The sequence below is a fragment of the Aquimarina sp. MAR_2010_214 genome, from assembly GCF_002846555.1.
Classification (GTDB): domain Bacteria; phylum Bacteroidota; class Bacteroidia; order Flavobacteriales; family Flavobacteriaceae; genus Aquimarina.
This window is the reverse complement of record NZ_PJMS01000001.1, coordinates 5,236,830-5,253,690: the sequence shown is the minus strand read 5'-3', so window position 1 is coordinate 5,253,690 and position 16,861 is coordinate 5,236,830. Positions and strand designations below refer to the sequence as shown.

At 33.8% G+C, this 16,861-nt stretch carries 16 protein-coding genes; 7 read left to right on the top strand and 9 right to left on the bottom strand.

Features of this window, described 5'->3' with window-relative positions; genetic code table 11:
- Positions 1-194 precede the first annotated feature (194 nt).
- Both ATE84_RS22545 and ATE84_RS22540 read left to right on the top strand, forming a co-directional pair.
- Complete coding sequence (locus ATE84_RS22545) at positions 195-527, top strand: hypothetical protein (protein ID WP_233195878.1); 333 nt, start codon at positions 195-197, stop codon at positions 525-527.
- Positions 528-606: 79 nt separating this feature from the next.
- Positions 607-930 (top strand): cupin domain-containing protein, encoded by a 324-nt coding sequence (locus ATE84_RS22540; protein ID WP_101450086.1) that lies wholly within the window; start codon positions 607-609, stop codon positions 928-930.
- 95 nt (positions 931-1,025) lie between these two features.
- Here ATE84_RS22540 and ATE84_RS22535 read toward each other — a convergent pair whose 3' ends face one another.
- Complete coding sequence (locus tag ATE84_RS22535) at positions 1,026-1,523, bottom strand: peptide-methionine (S)-S-oxide reductase (RefSeq protein WP_101450085.1); 498 nt, start codon at positions 1,521-1,523, stop codon at positions 1,026-1,028.
- A gap of 186 nt (positions 1,524-1,709) precedes the next feature.
- Here ATE84_RS22535 and ATE84_RS22530 point away from each other — a divergent pair, with 186 nt between their 5' ends.
- Positions 1,710-2,819: a hypothetical protein gene (locus ATE84_RS22530; RefSeq protein WP_101450084.1), complete on the top strand. Its 1,110-nt coding sequence runs from the start codon at positions 1,710-1,712 to the stop codon at positions 2,817-2,819.
- Positions 2,820-2,955: 136 nt separating this feature from the next.
- Entirely contained in the window at positions 2,956-4,515 is a 1,560-nt protein-coding gene (locus ATE84_RS22525; RefSeq protein WP_101450083.1) for a peptide MFS transporter, read from the top strand.
- Positions 4,516-4,637: 122 nt separating this feature from the next.
- Here ATE84_RS22525 and ATE84_RS25920 read toward each other — a convergent pair whose 3' ends face one another.
- Complete coding sequence (locus tag ATE84_RS25920; protein ID WP_143273687.1) at positions 4,638-4,832, bottom strand: hypothetical protein; 195 nt, start codon at positions 4,830-4,832, stop codon at positions 4,638-4,640.
- Positions 4,833-4,924: 92 nt separating this feature from the next.
- Positions 4,925-5,323 (bottom strand): hypothetical protein, encoded by a 399-nt coding sequence (locus tag ATE84_RS22520; protein ID WP_101450082.1) that lies wholly within the window; start codon positions 5,321-5,323, stop codon positions 4,925-4,927.
- Positions 5,324-5,440: 117 nt separating this feature from the next.
- Here ATE84_RS22520 and prfA point away from each other — a divergent pair, with 117 nt between their 5' ends.
- Positions 5,441-6,517, top strand: a complete 1,077-nt coding sequence (prfA, locus tag ATE84_RS22515) for a peptide chain release factor 1 (protein WP_101450081.1) — start codon at positions 5,441-5,443, stop codon at positions 6,515-6,517.
- 71 nt (positions 6,518-6,588) lie between these two features.
- On the opposite strand, the gene lgt is transcribed toward prfA, so the two are convergent.
- From lgt to folE, 4 genes are all read right to left on the bottom strand, one after another.
- Positions 6,589-7,518, bottom strand: a complete 930-nt coding sequence (gene lgt / locus ATE84_RS22510; protein ID WP_101450080.1) for a prolipoprotein diacylglyceryl transferase — start codon at positions 7,516-7,518, stop codon at positions 6,589-6,591.
- A 119-nt stretch (positions 7,519-7,637) separates the two neighbouring features.
- Positions 7,638-7,889 carry a membrane protein insertion efficiency factor YidD gene (yidD, locus tag ATE84_RS22505; protein WP_101451197.1) on the bottom strand — a complete coding sequence of 84 codons (252 nt, stop codon included), beginning with the start codon at positions 7,887-7,889 and terminating at the stop codon, positions 7,638-7,640.
- Positions 7,890-7,913: 24 nt separating this feature from the next.
- On the bottom strand, positions 7,914-9,410 hold the full coding sequence (gene cysS / locus ATE84_RS22500) for a cysteine--tRNA ligase (RefSeq protein ID WP_101450079.1): 1,497 nt from the start codon (positions 9,408-9,410) through the stop codon (positions 7,914-7,916).
- Between the two features lie 38 nt (positions 9,411-9,448).
- On the bottom strand, positions 9,449-10,126 hold the full coding sequence (gene folE, locus ATE84_RS22495; RefSeq protein ID WP_024770787.1) for a GTP cyclohydrolase I FolE: 678 nt from the start codon (positions 10,124-10,126) through the stop codon (positions 9,449-9,451).
- 298 nt (positions 10,127-10,424) lie between these two features.
- Here folE and ATE84_RS22490 point away from each other — a divergent pair, with 298 nt between their 5' ends.
- Positions 10,425-11,912: a T9SS type B sorting domain-containing protein gene (locus ATE84_RS22490; protein WP_233195876.1), complete on the top strand. Its 1,488-nt coding sequence runs from the start codon at positions 10,425-10,427 to the stop codon at positions 11,910-11,912.
- Positions 11,913-12,003: 91 nt separating this feature from the next.
- On the top strand, positions 12,004-14,013 hold the full coding sequence (locus tag ATE84_RS22485) for a T9SS type B sorting domain-containing protein (RefSeq protein ID WP_101450077.1): 2,010 nt from the start codon (positions 12,004-12,006) through the stop codon (positions 14,011-14,013).
- Between the two features lie 77 nt (positions 14,014-14,090).
- Here the strand turns inward: ATE84_RS22485 and ATE84_RS22480 are convergent, their stop codons facing one another.
- The gene (locus tag ATE84_RS22480; RefSeq protein ID WP_101450076.1) at positions 14,091-15,602 is read right to left on the bottom strand and encodes an OmpP1/FadL family transporter; all 1,512 of its coding nucleotides are present in this window, start codon (positions 15,600-15,602) and stop codon (positions 14,091-14,093) included.
- A gap of 95 nt (positions 15,603-15,697) precedes the next feature.
- Positions 15,698-16,786 (bottom strand): hypothetical protein, encoded by a 1,089-nt coding sequence (locus ATE84_RS22475; protein ID WP_101450075.1) that lies wholly within the window; start codon positions 16,784-16,786, stop codon positions 15,698-15,700.
- Between the last annotated feature and the right edge of the window lie 75 nt (positions 16,787-16,861).

Here is a 16,861-nt window from a genome sequence, read left to right as displayed (position 1 = left end):
AGCTAATTAGAGAGATAAATAAAAATTTGTTTAAATCTTTATAAAATGAAATTAGCAGAATCACTTGCCAATCGCTTAAAAGAGGTTCTTGTTGAAGGGGAATGGGTTACAGGAACTAATTTTAAAGAACAAATTATAGATTAGACTGGAAAGAAGCAATTCAAAAAGTAGATTCTTTAAATTCTATTGCAGATTTGACATTTCATGTTAGTTATTATATTGCTGGCGTAGCAAAAGTACTTGAAGGTGGCTCCCTTGAAATCAAAGACAAATATAGTTTTGATTACTCACCCGTTAGATCCAATGAGGATTGGAAAAACTTAGTGAATAAGTTTTGTTCTGACTCAGAAAAGTTTATCTATATTGTAGCAAAGATGACCGACAAAGAATTATTTAAAAACTTTGTTGATGAAAAGTATGGGAATTACCACAGAAATATAGATGTAATCATTGAACATACCTATTATCATCTAGGGCAAGTTTTGCTAATAAAAAAACTGATAAAAAACAGGAAGAAAAATATATAGAAAAACAACTATGAACAAAAAATAGACGCCTTCAAAATAGGCGCTTATTTGAGCTATTATAAACTAAAATGCTTTGCCTATGATAGACATTTCAAAAATTGAAGGAAAAAAGATAATGGAAGGTTTTAAAGGTAAATTTATTCACACCGAACATACAACCCTTGCCTTTTGGGAAATAAAGAAAGGAGCAGTTTTACCATTACACTCTCATATCCACGAACAGACAACCCAGGTTTTGGAAGGCAAATTAGAGCTAACTATAGGCGAAGAAACAAATATCTATGAAAATGGATTTGTTGCCGTGATACCTCCAAACGTAGTTCATAGTGGGATTGCGTTGACAGATTGCAGAGTCTTGGATACTTTTAGTCCGGTAAGGGAAGATTATAAAAATTTTGTTTAAACATAATTGCTTTCAATTAAGCAGACATCGAGTCTGATCGAAGTATTCGAAGAGGCATTTTAGAAATAATATTTCAAATGCTATAAATTTAGTCATTAAGTAAGAGTTGTTAATTCTGTATATTTTTTTCGTAATACCTCCAATTTTGGATGAATATATTTTTTGCAAAAAGGCTTTTGGGGATTACGTGAATAATAATCGAGAAGCTCAACCCGGGAAGATTTAAATTCCTGAAACGCTATAGCTTGAGTAATGATCACATTATTAAATTCTTTCTGAAGTGTACTAAGGATAGAATATATGATTTCCTTTTCATTTTCTTCAAAATAATATACAGCACTTCTGTATTTTTCTCTAAAACTATGGTTAGACGTGCTTTTGTGAGTATATATATGAATTTCGATAAGATCATTAAGTAGAATTAGTTCTGGATCAAAATGTACTAATACTGCTTCAGAAAAATAAGCATTTTCTTTATTGCCTCTAATGTATCCCTGCTCAACTTTTACTACTCCCTTTAAAGATTGAAAAATTGCTTCGGTACACCAATGACAACCACCACCTAATCCTATTTTTTGAAAATTTGTAATCACTTAATAAAAGTCGTAAAAATAGTCAAACACATACATCAAAAACTTATACTATTTATTCTTTAAATGGAAAAACTAAATAGTGATGCGCTAGTACCGGTTTTTATGACCCGATAAGATTTCAAAATTTGAATGTGCTTCTTTTTAAAGATATATGTAAATTGGTCGAGGATAATTAGAGACAACCATATGTCAGATATTACTAAGTTTTACAGCCTGGCGCATATATGCATCGCCTCGATAGGAGGGATATTGTTATTAGCCATATGGTATAACATTAGAAAACGTTTCAGGCAATTTTTAGAAGAAGACGATTCTCAAAAAAGAATAGATAAAGGCTTGTTGTATCTAAGTTTAGCGCTTTTTGTATGGGTGTTTTCTGGAGGTTGGATTTATATGGGAAACCTCTTCTTATTTACAGATACCATTATCTATGATATAGGATATAGTTTTTTTTCGGTGCTGAATACTCTGGTTTTAATAATGGCATTGTTTTACTTTGATTTTGCACCTCAGTTTTTGTCAAAAAATAAAAGGAATACCCTTATTCTTATTAGTATAGCAGTCATAGTGTCTATTGTAACTTTTGTTTTAATTCAAAAGTTTAAGGATACTCCTGTAGTCAATGGAATACGAATTAGTGGTGTGCCAGATTTGATGTTTTCTTGTTTACTCACTTGGTTACTTATTGTTTCTTTCTATAGAACATTTATGAATCGAGGGTTAAAATTAGTAGCAGTGATTTCGGTAGTAGCCTTTTTTTTGATGTTGGTATCACAAATGCCAGATGTTTTTGTGGTGATGAGTAATGAGTTGTATGGGCATTTGGTGAAAATCATTGCTAAAACAACATTTATATCAGTTTTCCTGGTCTTAGCAACAAGCTGGGTTATTCAATTAGCATTGACACCTAAGCCTAGTGAAATGACAATTAAGTTTTTGGATTGGTCATTGGTGAAAATAACAATTCCATCTAAAGAAATTTATGATGAAACCATAGATTTTGGTTCTAAAACAACCCAATACAAAAATTTATTAAGGTTTGCCGTGAAACGAAAATATGAAACAGGAGACGGACAGTATTTACTGGTAAATTCTGGCGGAGAAATAAAGAGTCAAACTTATTTGAGTAGAATTATAGAAAACATCAATACAATACTTCAATTACAGTCCATATCACAATTAGAAAGAAAAGATTTATTCACTTTTATGGGGCAGGGAAAATATAGACTTCGGGTTATTCCAGAAAATATTGTTATTGATGAAACCCTATTAGAAGAGTTCAATAAAACTTCATGAAACATAGATTGTAATTATTTGTAACTACTTGTAAGAGAATAACAATTTGATATAAATTACTATTTTTTAGAACTTTCCTTTTAGTTATTTATGAAATGTTGATGCTTTGTGTTTAGAATAATTTTAAACACATTATATGAACTCAGATCAAACTGAAGTAAATAGGCAGGAAGTATTCGGACACCCCAAAGGATTATTGTATCTGTTTTTTGCAGAGCTATGGGAACGATTTTCTTTTTATGGTATGAAAGCACTTTTGGTGTTGTACATGACCAAACATCTTTTATATTCTGATGACAAATCATTTGGAGTAATGGCAGCATATATGTCATTAGTATATGTCACCCCTATGATTGGTGGTATTATTGCAGATAGATATATTGGATATAGAAAATCGATCATACTTGGAGGAGTTTTGATGGCGGCAGGGCATTTTTTCCTAACTATTGAGACTCCTGTGTTTTTCTACGGTTCATTGGCCTTAATAATTGTTGGGAATGGTTTTTTTAAACCCAATATTTCAACAATGGTGGGTACATTGTATAAAGAAGGAGATGGAAGAAGAGATTCTGGATTTACGATTTTTTATCTGGGAATTAACCTGGGAGGAGCAATAGCTCCATTAATGTGTGCCTGGCTTGCCGAGTTATATGGATGGCATTATGGGTTTCTATTAGCAGGAATAGGAATGTTGGTTGGACTTATAGTTTTTAAACGAGGAACACAATTAGCTGTTTTTGGAGATAAGGGGCTGGTACCTGATATCAAGAATTATGAAAAGAAAGTATACGGGCTTAATAAAGGAGACCGAGTATGGATTTTGGCGTGGTTATCGGTTCCGGTATTTGCATTAATCGTTAGATTTAATGAATTTGAGCATTATCTGGTCTGGGTTGCAACTTTCTTTTTGATAGGATATATAACCTATATCTTAACAAAAGTATCAATCAAAGAACGAAAGAGATTATTGGTTGCAGTATATTTTACAAGTCTGTATGCTTTGTTTGCAGCAGTATTTGAACAAGCCGGTAGCTCACTTACATTATTTGCAGACAGAAATGTAAATCTTATTGGTATTAATGCGGCACAAACTAATAGTATAAACTCTACCTGGATAGTAGTATTGGCAATTCCTTTTGCACTACTATGGACATTTTTGAGTAAGAAAAAGGCAAACCCTAATTCAGCTTTTAAATTTGGTTTAGGAATGTTGTTTTTGGGATTAGGCTTTTTAATTTTTGGGATGTCTGCTCAAGAAGTTGATGAATACGCAAGAACACCAATGTTTTATTTGATTTTTGGATACCTTGTGCTAACCGTTGGAGAATTATTTTTATCACCTATAGGGCTTTCTAAAATAACCGAATTATCACCGGTAAAATATGTTACTTTTATTATGGGGGTTTGGTTTTCAGCAAATTTCTATGGACATTTTTTTGCAGGAAAAATAGCAAAGCTTACCACTGTAAAAGAAGGGGAAGCTAGTGTTTTTTCAGAAGGCCTCACCGGCACCATAAGTGAAGCTGTTACGGGGTTGTCCAATACGCTGGTAGAGAATAATAATACCGAAGCTTTTCAACAGTTGTATTCTTATGTGTCTGTATATGCCAATTTTGGTGTTATTACGATAGGGATAGGAGTGATAGCAATTATGATCTCACCACTTATTAAAAAATTAATGGTAGGTATACACTAATACATAAACCGGATTAAAGTTGAATTTTTAAAATAAAATTTGCAGAAGTTATTGTGTTGGAAATAGAAAGGCCTTCAGGATCATGATCCTGAAGGCCTGTTTCATTATAGAAACAGAAGTCATTATGATTTAAATTTGGTGGTGATTTTTGTTTCGGCCTCTGTATCATCTTCTTTTGCATCTACAAGTTCAATGATATGATCATCATCAAATTTTCCATCTTTTTTCTGAAAGAATACAGGAACAGGAAGTAAAGAAGCCATTATAATAAGTAAGACCAAGGCTAAGTGCCTCATCGTTTTTTTGAACTTTTTCATTTCTGGGAATTAATAATACCTATTTGTTTCTTTTTGTAAGAAATAAACAAGTTGTTAGCAGATTATTTGTAAACTGATAAACGGATAAGGTGTTATCCTATAAAATTGAAATGAAAAGACTCTTCTTTATCATTGTAAGAAGAATTGTATTGAATGTTGATTATTTTATGTTTGTGAAACAAACAAATAAAAAAAGATTGATTTTTTTTGAAGACCCTGCTAAGCTTAGTGTGGTTTAACGATAATAGAACCAAGTATTTGTGTTCGATATATGGAGAATCACTGCTTTTTCCTTGATCAATAACATCGCTAAAAAGAATACTGTTTTTAGGCGAAGCAGACTCTTCTGGTGAAACCAGTAATTCAATAGTATCTTTAAAATCAACAGGCTGCGTGTAATTAGAATACCCTCCAAAACTGAGTAAAGTAGTAAAAACAAAAAACCACTTTAAAATAGGGAACTTGTAATATATAGATGTGTATTCTTTCATACTATAGCAAAAATACATTTTTTTAAAGAAATTGAGCTTCAGATTCTTAAACGTTGATATGGGTTTTGAACAAAAAAGCTTACTTTTGTAAATTCTACAGATTAGGAAGAATACACTATGATTGATAAATTAAATATTGTAAAGCAACGGTTTGAAGAAGTGACTGATTTAATCATTCAGCCGGATATCATTGCAGATCAAAAAAGATACGTACAACTTAATAAAGAATACAAAGATCTTAAAGCACTTATGGATGTGCGAGATTCTTATATTGAACTTACTGATAATCTAAAAGAGGCTGAGGAAATTATTGCTGATGGTAGTGATGCAGAGATGGTAGAAATGGCTAAAATGCAACTAGAAGAAGCCAAAGAAGAATTACCTGATTTGGAAGAAAAAATTCGTTTTATGCTTGTGCCAAAAGATCCGGAAGATGCTAAGAACTGTGTGGTAGAAATTCGCGCAGGTGCAGGAGGGGATGAAGCTAGTATTTTTGCAGGAGATTTATTTAGAATGTATACCAAATACTGTGAAGGCAGAGGGTGGAGCACAAGTGTGGTTGATCTTAATGAAGGAACCAGTGGTGGTTATAAAGAAATTATTTTTGAAGTCAATGGTGAAGATGTGTACGGGACTTTGAAATTTGAAGCAGGTGTGCATCGTGTACAACGGGTTCCTCAAACCGAAACACAAGGTCGAGTGCATACTAGTGCTGCAACCGTAATGGTTTTACCTGAAGCTGAAGAGTTTGATGTAGAGTTAGATATGACAGAAGTAAGGATAGAAAGAACGACCTCTACAGGACCAGGAGGACAATCTGTAAATACTACTTATTCTGCAATTAAGTTACATCATGAGCCAACAGGAATGATTGTAAGTTGCCAGGATCAAAAATCATCACATAAAAATCTCGAAAAAGCATTAAAAGTACTGCGTTCTCGATTGTATGATATGGAATTAGAGAAGAAGCAAGCAGCAGATTCTGAGAAACGTAAAAGTATGGTTTCTTCTGGGGATCGTTCTGCAAAAATTAGAACCTATAACTATCCGCAGGGTAGAGTGACAGAACACCGTATTGGTTTAACGCTATATGATTTAGGTAATATTATAGATGGAGATATTCAGAAAATTATTGATGAACTTCAGTTGGTAGCGAATACAGAAAAACTAAAAGAATCTAACGAGATTTTTTAAAAATAAAATTGAATGTATAAAAAAAAGCTGATGTATTTTACATCGGCTTTTTTTTATGTTATTTCATCTGTTTAATTAATTCCGGTTCTTTTTCCTGACTGTATTACAAAATACAAACCAACAAGAATAAAAGGAATACTTAGCCATTGACCTGTTGATAGTAAACCTAAGGCACTTTCAAAACCTCCTTGACTTGATTTAACATATTCTACAATAAAGCGTACGGTAAATATTAGAATTAAATACATTCCGAAAAGAAATCCACTATTATTGCGTTTATCTGTTTTCCAGTAAATTAACCATAATATAATGGATACAAATATATACCCAAAAGCTTCATACAGTTGAGCTGGGTGACGATAAGGGATGGCTTCTAGTAGATTAGAGAATTTAGGGTTTTCTACGATTGCAGAATACGCTTTGTTAACGCTATCCATTCCCGTCTCTTTCAAAGCTTCTCTTTTACTTAAACCATCACGTATAAACTTTACTCCAAAAAAAGAATCCCCGGATTCTTTTCCAATAATCTCAGAGTTAAAAAAATTACCTAATCGAACAAAAATACCTCCAAAAGCTGCCGGAATAGTAACTCTGTCCAGAATCCAAAGCGGATGTTTATGTAAGATTTTTTTAGAATAATAATACATTGCAATTATAAAAGCAATTGCAGCCCCATGACTCGCTAAACCTTGAAAACCTATAAATTCAAATGCCGGTTTAAACCTGAAAGGTAAAAGAATTTCTAAAAGATTGTTCTTATAATAATCCCAGTCATAAAAAAACACATGTCCTAATCGGGCGCCTAATAATGTACCAATAACAGCATATATAAATACAGAATCTAGCTTTTCCATAGAGACATTCTCTCGGATATAGATTTTCTTCATTAGATACCAGCCTAATGTAAAGGCAATTACAAACATTAAGCTGTAAAAACGAATAACAAAAAAGCCGAGATCTATTCCTTCAACTGGATTCCAGGTAATTTTTGTAAATATCATGCGTGAATTTTATTTTTTAAAAGTAAATATAAGTATTTATATGAGAAACGTATTACACATTTATATATTGAGAAAATGACCTAACGTTTTATGAATACAATCATTATGAATGTATTTTTTTATTCATCTTTAATTGATTCGTTCTCAACATCAGGAACCGGATCATAGCCACTGCCTCCCCAAGGGTGACAGCTAAAAATACGTTTAATTGAAAGCATCCCTCCTTTAAAAAGCCCATGTTTTTGCAATGCTTCGAGAGTATAATGCGAACAAGTAGGTTGATAACGACAGGTAGCCGGAGTTAATGGGGATATCAGGTTTTGATATAACTTAACCAATACCACAAATGGAAATATTAAAATTTGTTTTATGGTTGTCTTAAAAGCCAAAACAATTTAATTTAATGAAAAACTTGTACCATCCCGGCCATCCTTAAGTTTGATACCAATTTCTATAAGTTCATCCCTAATCTTATCACTAGTAGCAAAATCTTTATTTGCTCTTGCTTCTGCTCTTAGATTAATCAATAATTCTACAGTTCCCGAAAGTTTATCACTTATATCTGATGCAGTTTCGTTTATATTCACTAATCCAAGAACATCAAATGCAAAACCATGTATGGTTCTACGCAATAATTCAAGATCTGCTGCAGAAATTGTAGCCTTTTGCTCTTTAACGGTGTTAACAAACTTAACGGCATCAAATAACTTAGCGATTAGGATAGGGCTGTTAAAATCATCGTTCATCGCATCATAGCACTCTTGTCTCCAGGTTTGCGCATTAAACCCTTCGGTAGTTGGACTAACTGGTAGTGCATCAATAGCTTGTATTGCATCTATTAATCTATAAAACCCTTTTTCTGAAGCTTCTAATGCATCATTAGAAAAGTCCAAGATACTTCTGTAATGTGCCTGAAGCATAAAAAACCGAACAATAGTAGGGTCGAATGATTTATTTAAAAAATCATTGTTTCCCGAAAACAACTCTCCCGGGGAGATAGTGTTTCCAGTTGATTTAGACATTTTTTTGCCATTAAGAGTGAGCATGTTAGCATGCATCCAATAATTTACAGGAGTTTGACCACAAGCGGCTTCTCCCTGTGCAATTTCACATTCGTGATGAGGAAATTTTAAATCCATTCCTCCTCCATGAATGTCGAATCGTTCACCTAGATATTTGGTGCTCATTACAGTACATTCCAGATGCCAGCCTGGAAAACCATCACTCCATGGTGATGGCCAACGCATAATGTGTTGAGGTTCTGCTTTTTTCCAAAGCGCAAAATCCTGAGGATTTTTTTTATCACTTTGAGCAGATAACTCACGAGTATTTGCGATCATATCTTCGAGATTACGACCACTTAACTTTCCGTAATGGTTAGTTTCATTGAATTTCTGAACATCAAAATATACAGAGCCATTGGATTCATAGGCAAAACCATTATCAATAATGGTTTTGATAATTTCAATTTGTTCTACGATATGACCTGTAGCTGTAGGTTCTATACTCGGCGGTATTGCATTAAATTTAGACATAACATGATGAAAATCTAGTGTATATCGCTGTACGATTTCCATGGGTTCTAACTGTTCTAATCGTGCTTTTTTAGCTACTTTGTCTTCACCTTCATCTGCATCATTTTCAAGATGACCAGCATCCGTAATATTTCTAACATAACGAACTTTATATTCCAGATGTTTTAAATATCTAAATACTAGGTCAAAAGAAATAAATGTACGACAGTTTCCTAAATGTACATTGCTATAAACTGTAGGGCCGCATACGTACATTCCGATATTACCTTCTGTAATAGATTTAAATGTTTCTTTTTGACCTGAAATAGAATTATAAATTTTTAATTCCTGAGTTTTATACAACGAAGTTGCTGCCATAATATATAATGATGCTTATGATTTTGTTGAAAATAAAATTAAAAGGTAGTGTCTAATTTGATATAATCTAAAAATTCTCTTTTCACAGATTGCTCTTTAAATTTACCACCAAACTCACTAGTAACGGTACTGCTTTCTATGTCTCTAATTCCTCGCGAATTTACACATAAATGCTTTGCATCGATAACACAAGCCACATCCTTTGTTCCTAGAACGACTTGTAAATCTTGAACAATTTGCATGGTCAGGCGTTCCTGTACTTGTGGACGTTTTGCATAATAGTCAACAATACGATTCATTTTGGATAACCCAACTACAGTGCCATTAGAAATATATGCCACATGAGCACGACCAACTATTGGGAGCAAGTGATGTTCGCAAGTAGAATATACAGTAATATTTTTTTCTACCAGCATCTCTCCATATTTGTAATGATTGTCAAATGTAGAAGCATCAGGTTTTCTTTGAGGATGAAGACCCGAAAAAATTTCATTCACAAACATTTTTGCTACACGTTGAGGAGTACCTTTAAGACTATCATCAGTTAGATCTAGTCCTAAAGTTTCCATAATATGTTTTACATCTTCTTTAATCAAAGCAATTTTTTCGGTATCACTAAGTTTAAAGGCATCTTCTCTAAGAGGAGTGGTAGCGCTAGTGGCTACATGATTATCACCTAGCGCTTCAATAGCTTCGAGGGCCTTGTCAATTTTCACACTTCAAAATTTTATAATTTATCAAAATTCTTACAAAAAAGCAGTAAAACAAAAAGAGTCATAATGTATGAGTATTTCTTTGTCAATTCTTACTTTATTGTTTTTTTTGTAACATAATTAGAATGGTATTAATGAATACCTTCTTTATTATGGTTTGCAAAGATACGATTTTGTTGTTTTACTTAGTAAAAGCTATGTTAAACAATTTAGATATTAGTTTTCTTGGAGAAGTTCTGTATATTTAAGTCCCAAATTGAACTGTAATACACGAAAAATAAAGTTTTAACGTTATATGAAAATGGCAAAAGGATTACTCCGAATTTTGTTACTTTTTAGCATTCTTGTCTTTAAAAGTACTTTTTTTTATGCTCAGGACTTTGATGTAGCTTGTAGAGCTGCTCAGCCTTTTTGTTCTGATGCTTCTTTAGAATTGACTTTCCCCAATATAACCGGCGATATGGATGGCCTAGGTGAAATAGGGTGTTTAAATACTACTCCTAACCCAGCATGGTATTTTATTCGTATTGATCAACCCGGAGAATTGATTTTTGATATCCAGCAGTGGGTTGATAATAATGATAATAGTAATTTAGATAGAGGAGAAAGACAACTTGATGTGGATTTTGTTGCCTGGGGACCTTTTACCACTTCATTTGTGAATTGTGATATTCTTTCTCAAGGATGTGATAATAATGGAGATGGAGATAACATACGTCCTGCAGAATGCGTAAATAATGTAGATGATCCTGATTATTATATTAATAACATGGATAATACTAATATTGTAGATTGTAGTTATGCAAGAACACCAGACGATGATATTTATATAGAAACACTAACGATACCTAATGCTCAATCTGATGAGTACTACATTATTCTAATTACTAATTTTGCAGATGAGGCAGGAGTTATTCAACTTCAGCAGACCAATCTTAATGAAGATAATGCAGGAACTACAGATTGTAGTATTTTAGAACCAGGTGTAGGACCAGATATTGCTACATGTGGTGAATTTCCAGTTACTATAGAAGGAAGGTTTCCTAGAGCTGTAACCTATCAATGGGCTAGAGCAGATGTAGGAACTACTAATTTTGTTAATGTTCCTGGTCCTCCGGGAGTAATACCATTTTTAGAAGTTACTACAGAAGGAGTGTATCAATTGAGAGGTTTTGATGAAACAGGAACCGAAGTTCCAGATTCTCCAGATGATTTAGTCGTACTGGATGTTTCAGATGCTGTTGTCTCGGTAGGATATTCTATTGCAGAAGAATCTTTTGCAGGATGGTATACTATTACAGCAGAAGTTGTAGCTACTCCTGAAGTAGAAGCCGCAGGATTTGATGATTTTGAATATAGACTTGATAGAGATATAGGAAATGGATTTTTAGAATACAGATCTTTTCAATCTTCACCTGTGTTTTCTAATGTTCCTCCCGGTGATTATTTTGTTACCGCCAGATATGCAAACTGCCCTGCCAGTGAGGAAATATCTGATGTTATTATGATTCTAGGATATCCAAAATATTTTACACCAAATGGTGATGGTTTTCATGATACTTGGAGTCTGATTAATATTGAAGGTCAGCCGGCAGCACAGATCTATATATTTGATAGATACGGTAAATTGTTAAAACAACTAAGAGTCGGAGATTCAGGATGGGATGGTACTTATAACGGAAAAAATATGCCTTCTTCAGACTATTGGTTTCGAGTAGAATTTAATGAACCAAGAGATCCCAATATGCGTCGTAGAGTTTTTGCTGGTAATTTTTCATTAATTAGATAAAAAATCTAATTATTTTAAGTTTAATTTGTAAGGGTTTTTTTACAAAAAACTAGTCTTAGAAGTATAGTAACCCTAATTTTTCTTAAAATTTATGACTTATTACGCTTCTAAGAATAAAAAACAAATAAACAATCTTCATGTTATACTATTTGTAACTCTTTTTTTGTGTACGGGTATAGTCTCTGCGCAGGGTTCTGTATGCGCTGATCCTGTTGGAGGAAATGGGGCAGACCCTTTTTGCAGTACAACAGGAGTTGTGTTTCCAAATTGTAATTTATTGAATAGTAGTTGTGTGGGAAGTGCAGAGTTTGGGCCAAATTATGGTTGTTTAACAACTCAGCCATTTCCCGCTTGGTATTTTTTACAGATAGAGGATGCAGGAAATTTGCGATTTAATATCGTACAAACTCAAAATGAAGATGGAACAGGAGTACCGCTAGATGTAGATTATATCTGTTATGGTCCTTTTGCAGACCCGATAGCTCCTTGTGTTTCAGAGTTAAATGCTGGAAATATAATAGATTGTAGCTTTAGCCCATCCTTTAATGAATTTATGACTATAAGTAATGCCCAAGTAGGAGAGTTTTACCTGGTTTTAATTACAAATTATTCAGGAGAAGCAGGTTTTATTAGTTTTCAGCAGGTTAGTGGATCAGGAGCTACGGATTGTTCTATTCTTGAAGCTGTACTAGGTCCTAATCAGAATATATGCGGTACAGATCCTATTCAAATTGATGGAACAACTCAAGAAGCAGTACGTTATGAATGGTCGGTTTTTAATGAAACGACAATGGTTTTTGATGTTATTGCAGGAGAGACGACTCCTTTGCTTACAGTTTCGGTCTCAGGAAGGTATCAACTATTAGTGGAGGATATAGATGGGGACACAGAAACAGATGAAATTGTAATTACATTTAATGAATTGCCTCTGGTTACATCAAATGCATTAAGGCATGTTGAATGTGCATCTTCTGTTTTAGATCAAAACACAGCTATCTTTAATTTAACCAATAATAACCCAAATGTACCTCTTGTGGCTTCTGCAAATCTTAGAGTTGTATATTATGCAAGCAAAGAAGATTTTGATGCAAAAAACGCAATACCGGATTCAGGAATCAGTTCTTTTAAAAATACTAGTAATCCTCAAACTATATTTGCTTCTGTTGTAGATATGAATACAGATTGTGAGTCGGCATTTACAGCTCGCCTTGATTTATTAGTGGAATCCTTACCTTTTTTAAATAATTCGGAGACAGTGATGGGGGAAAAGGAAATATGTGTTTTTCGGGATGGGAGAGTGCAAACCTCTACAATATTAGGTGAAGACATTGGTAGTATTGATGGGCAGGTATATAGGTATGATTGGACTCCGGATAATCAAGATTTAGATGGAGACGGTAATGAAGATGCACTTTTTGTAATAGATAGATTGTTAGACGATCAAGTGTATACATTGTCTATAACAAAAGTTAATTCATCAGGAACTGGATTAGATTGTACTAATAGGGTTGATCCGGTTTCTGGAGAAGTTTACCAGATTATGTTACGTCCAGTGGCTTCTCCTGCGAAATTAGATTATGAGGTAACAGAATCAGCATTTTCTAAAGAATTTACTATTACTGTGATTCCAGAGCTTTCTGTAGGGAGGCTGTCTGATTTTGAATATAGACTTGATAGAGATATTGGGAATGGGTTTTTAGAATATCGATCTTTTCAATCTTCACCTGTATTTTCTAATGTTCCCCCAGGGGATTATTTAGTCACGGCTAGATATGCAAATTGCCCTGCTGGCGAAGAAGTATTATCCGATGTTATCATGATTTTAGGATACCCTAAATATTTCACACCAAATGGTGATGGTTTTCATGATACTTGGAGCCTGATTAATATCGAAGATCAACCTACAGCGCAAATCTATATATATGATAGGTATGGTAAATTGTTAAAACAGCTAAGAGCTGGTGGTCCAGGATGGGATGGGACTTATAACGGAAAAAATATGCCTTCTTCAGATTATTGGTTTAGAGTAGAGTTTAATGAACCCAGAGATCCGAATATGAGCAGGAGGGTTTTTACTGGTAATTTTTCATTGATACGGTGAAATACTTCTATAAACAAGAAAACCAGAATAGTGTATATATATTCTGGTTTTTTGATATGTAATGCAGATTTTTTGTTTTAGAAATTCATGCCAAAAGTAAATGTGAGATTTTCTATTTGACTATCTACAAGAGCGGCATTAGTAAAACCAGAATTAGGATAAAATTGCTCGGTACGTTCTTGTTCACTATAATTATAAGCAACATCAATTTTAAATTTTCCAAAAGAATATCCTGTTCCGACAGAAAACCCTGTTTTTTCTCCAAGAATCTTATCATTTTTATATGGGCTCTCTTCAAAACGATATCCCCCTCTAATACTCCAGTTTTTAACTCTCCATTCTGTACCAACTCTTATCGTTGAAGCACCCTGTAAATTGTTATTAATTTCTCTATTAAGATTAGAAAAGTTAATGTTTTCATCAGAGCTTATTTTTGTTGTAGAGTAATCTTTGTAAGAATAATCAAGACTTATTAATCCGTGTTGTTTGAATAATATCGCAATACTACCTGTTGCTTTTGCAGGTGTGCGTAATTTGTATTCAGGAAAAATATTTATAACATCAGGATCTACGATAGCTCTTCCATCGGTATCACTCAATGTTTCTATACGTTGCGTGGTCTCTTCTTCGATATAATACCAGGTAGGAGACTCAAAAGAAGCTCCTAGTCTAATCATTTCTGATACTTTGGCAATTCCCCCAATTTGAGCAGAAAACCCTCCGCCAGTTGTAGATAACTTGTTGGTGAATGTTACTTCATTAACATTGCTTCCGGTATTGTTATTTCCTTCAAAGAATTCTGTTACTCTATCATAATTAATAAAGTGTGAATTTAAATTAAACCCTACATAAAAATCTTGATGAATTTGTGCACCCCCGTTTAAAGTGAATTTTCCATTTAAACCAGTGCTTTCATAATAATATTCCTGATCAAAAACACCCGGTGCAATATTCGAAAAATAAGAAGTGTTATCAGCGTTATTAACGTCGCTTGCTTCTATAACAAAGGATTCCCGTCCTAAGAAAGCTTGTTGAGTGGCATATCCTTCAGATTCTCCAAGAAAACTATAAAGCTGATCTACCGACTCACCTGGTCTTCTTGAAATCAAATCCAGAGGAATACCTTGTGCTTCAGAAAGGAAAAAGCTATCGATAGAATTAGAGCTCCTTCCAATAGCAGCTAGTTCGTTTGCGTTATTTGCAGTTTGATCGTAAGCTAATCCTAAAGAAAGTTTATTAATGACTGATTCATCATTATAATGATCGAAAATCAAAACAGCTCCTACTTGATTAAAATTTAAATTCCTAGAATCACGATTAGTCAAACGGTTAGAATAATTTACATCATTTTCAATATGGCTTGTAGAAAGAGTAACTGATCCATGAGAGTTTAAAAAAATGGCTGACCCTGCAGGGTTAATTTGTAACGCAGATAAATCTCCACCTAAAGCACCAAAGGCACCACTCATAGCTCTATAGCGTGCAGTACCAAGGATGTTCTGTTGCGAATATCGTAATGCATCGGTAATATCTTGAGCGCTCAAAGAAGACATAGACAATATACCTATGAATAAGAATAGCTTTTTCATCAATTTTTTAAATTTTGAATTACAGAATACCTCAAAGATAAATAAGATATTCAGGAAAGTTATCTAACAATTGTTTAGGTTTTAAATTAAAAATTTTAGTTTCTTCCACGGCTTCGACTTCTGCTACCGCTTCGACTTCCGCTACTTCTGGATCTACTACTTCCTGATCTAGAATATCCACTACTTCGTGATGAATTACTTCTAGAATATCCAGAACTTCGATTTCTAGAAGAATTGTTTGATGAAGGAGAATACCCTCTACTTCTGGTTGAAGAACTGCTTCTGGATCTTGTAGTCGATGTAGGGTTAGAGTATCTTGTGGAATTGCTTCTGCCTACAGATGATGATCGTGAACGAGAATATGTGTTATTAGAAGACCTAGATCGGTTATAGTAATTGTTTGTTGAAGACCGTGTTCTTCTAGCAGCATCAACTCTTCTGTTAGAATACCCTCGACTCCTTGTGTTGTAATTTGATGCTTTTCGTGATCGGGTATTGTAATTAGAATTGTATGCCCTGCGACTTCTGGTAGAATATGCGTATGAATTTCTTGCCCCTCTATTATAGGCTCTGTATCTACTTCTTCCATAATATGGATACCTATTGTAGTAAGGGCGATAATAACCTCCATAATAACCAGCATAGCCTCCATAATAGTAAGGAGGGCAGTAGTAACCGCCATACCAGTAAGGATTGTTCCAACCAATTCCCCAATACGAGTTATAGTAACCTCCCCATCCATATCCGTTCCATCCGTTCCATCCATATCCTATACCCCAATATGGGCGTGCATACCAGCCAGTGTTAATTACATTAACATTGATTTCATCATAGTCACTTCCCCAAGAAGGTTGTCCAACTTCATAATTTAATGCGGTAGCAGTAGTATCTGCTACATCGTAACCTTCACTCGAATAAGAATCAATATCAGTAAAAATTGCATCCTGTTCAATAGCAGTGTCAATTTGCGAAGATTTTTCAGAAAAATAACTAGAATAATAATTAGATTTTTCATCTGTATTGTTGGGTTGGGTCTCAAGATTTTTTTGGCTTCCTGTGTTGCCATAAATACCATCTCTATAAGGAGTATACTCATATGAACCACAAGATGTCAACATAAGGATGGCAGCCAAAAGTAAAAAACCGATGGCTCCACTTCTCTGAAAATAATTTTTAAGTCGCATATCTTCTTATTTTATTGTTGAACATTACAAATTTAGTTAGTTTTGCGCTAATTAAACTATATTTAACATAGCCAC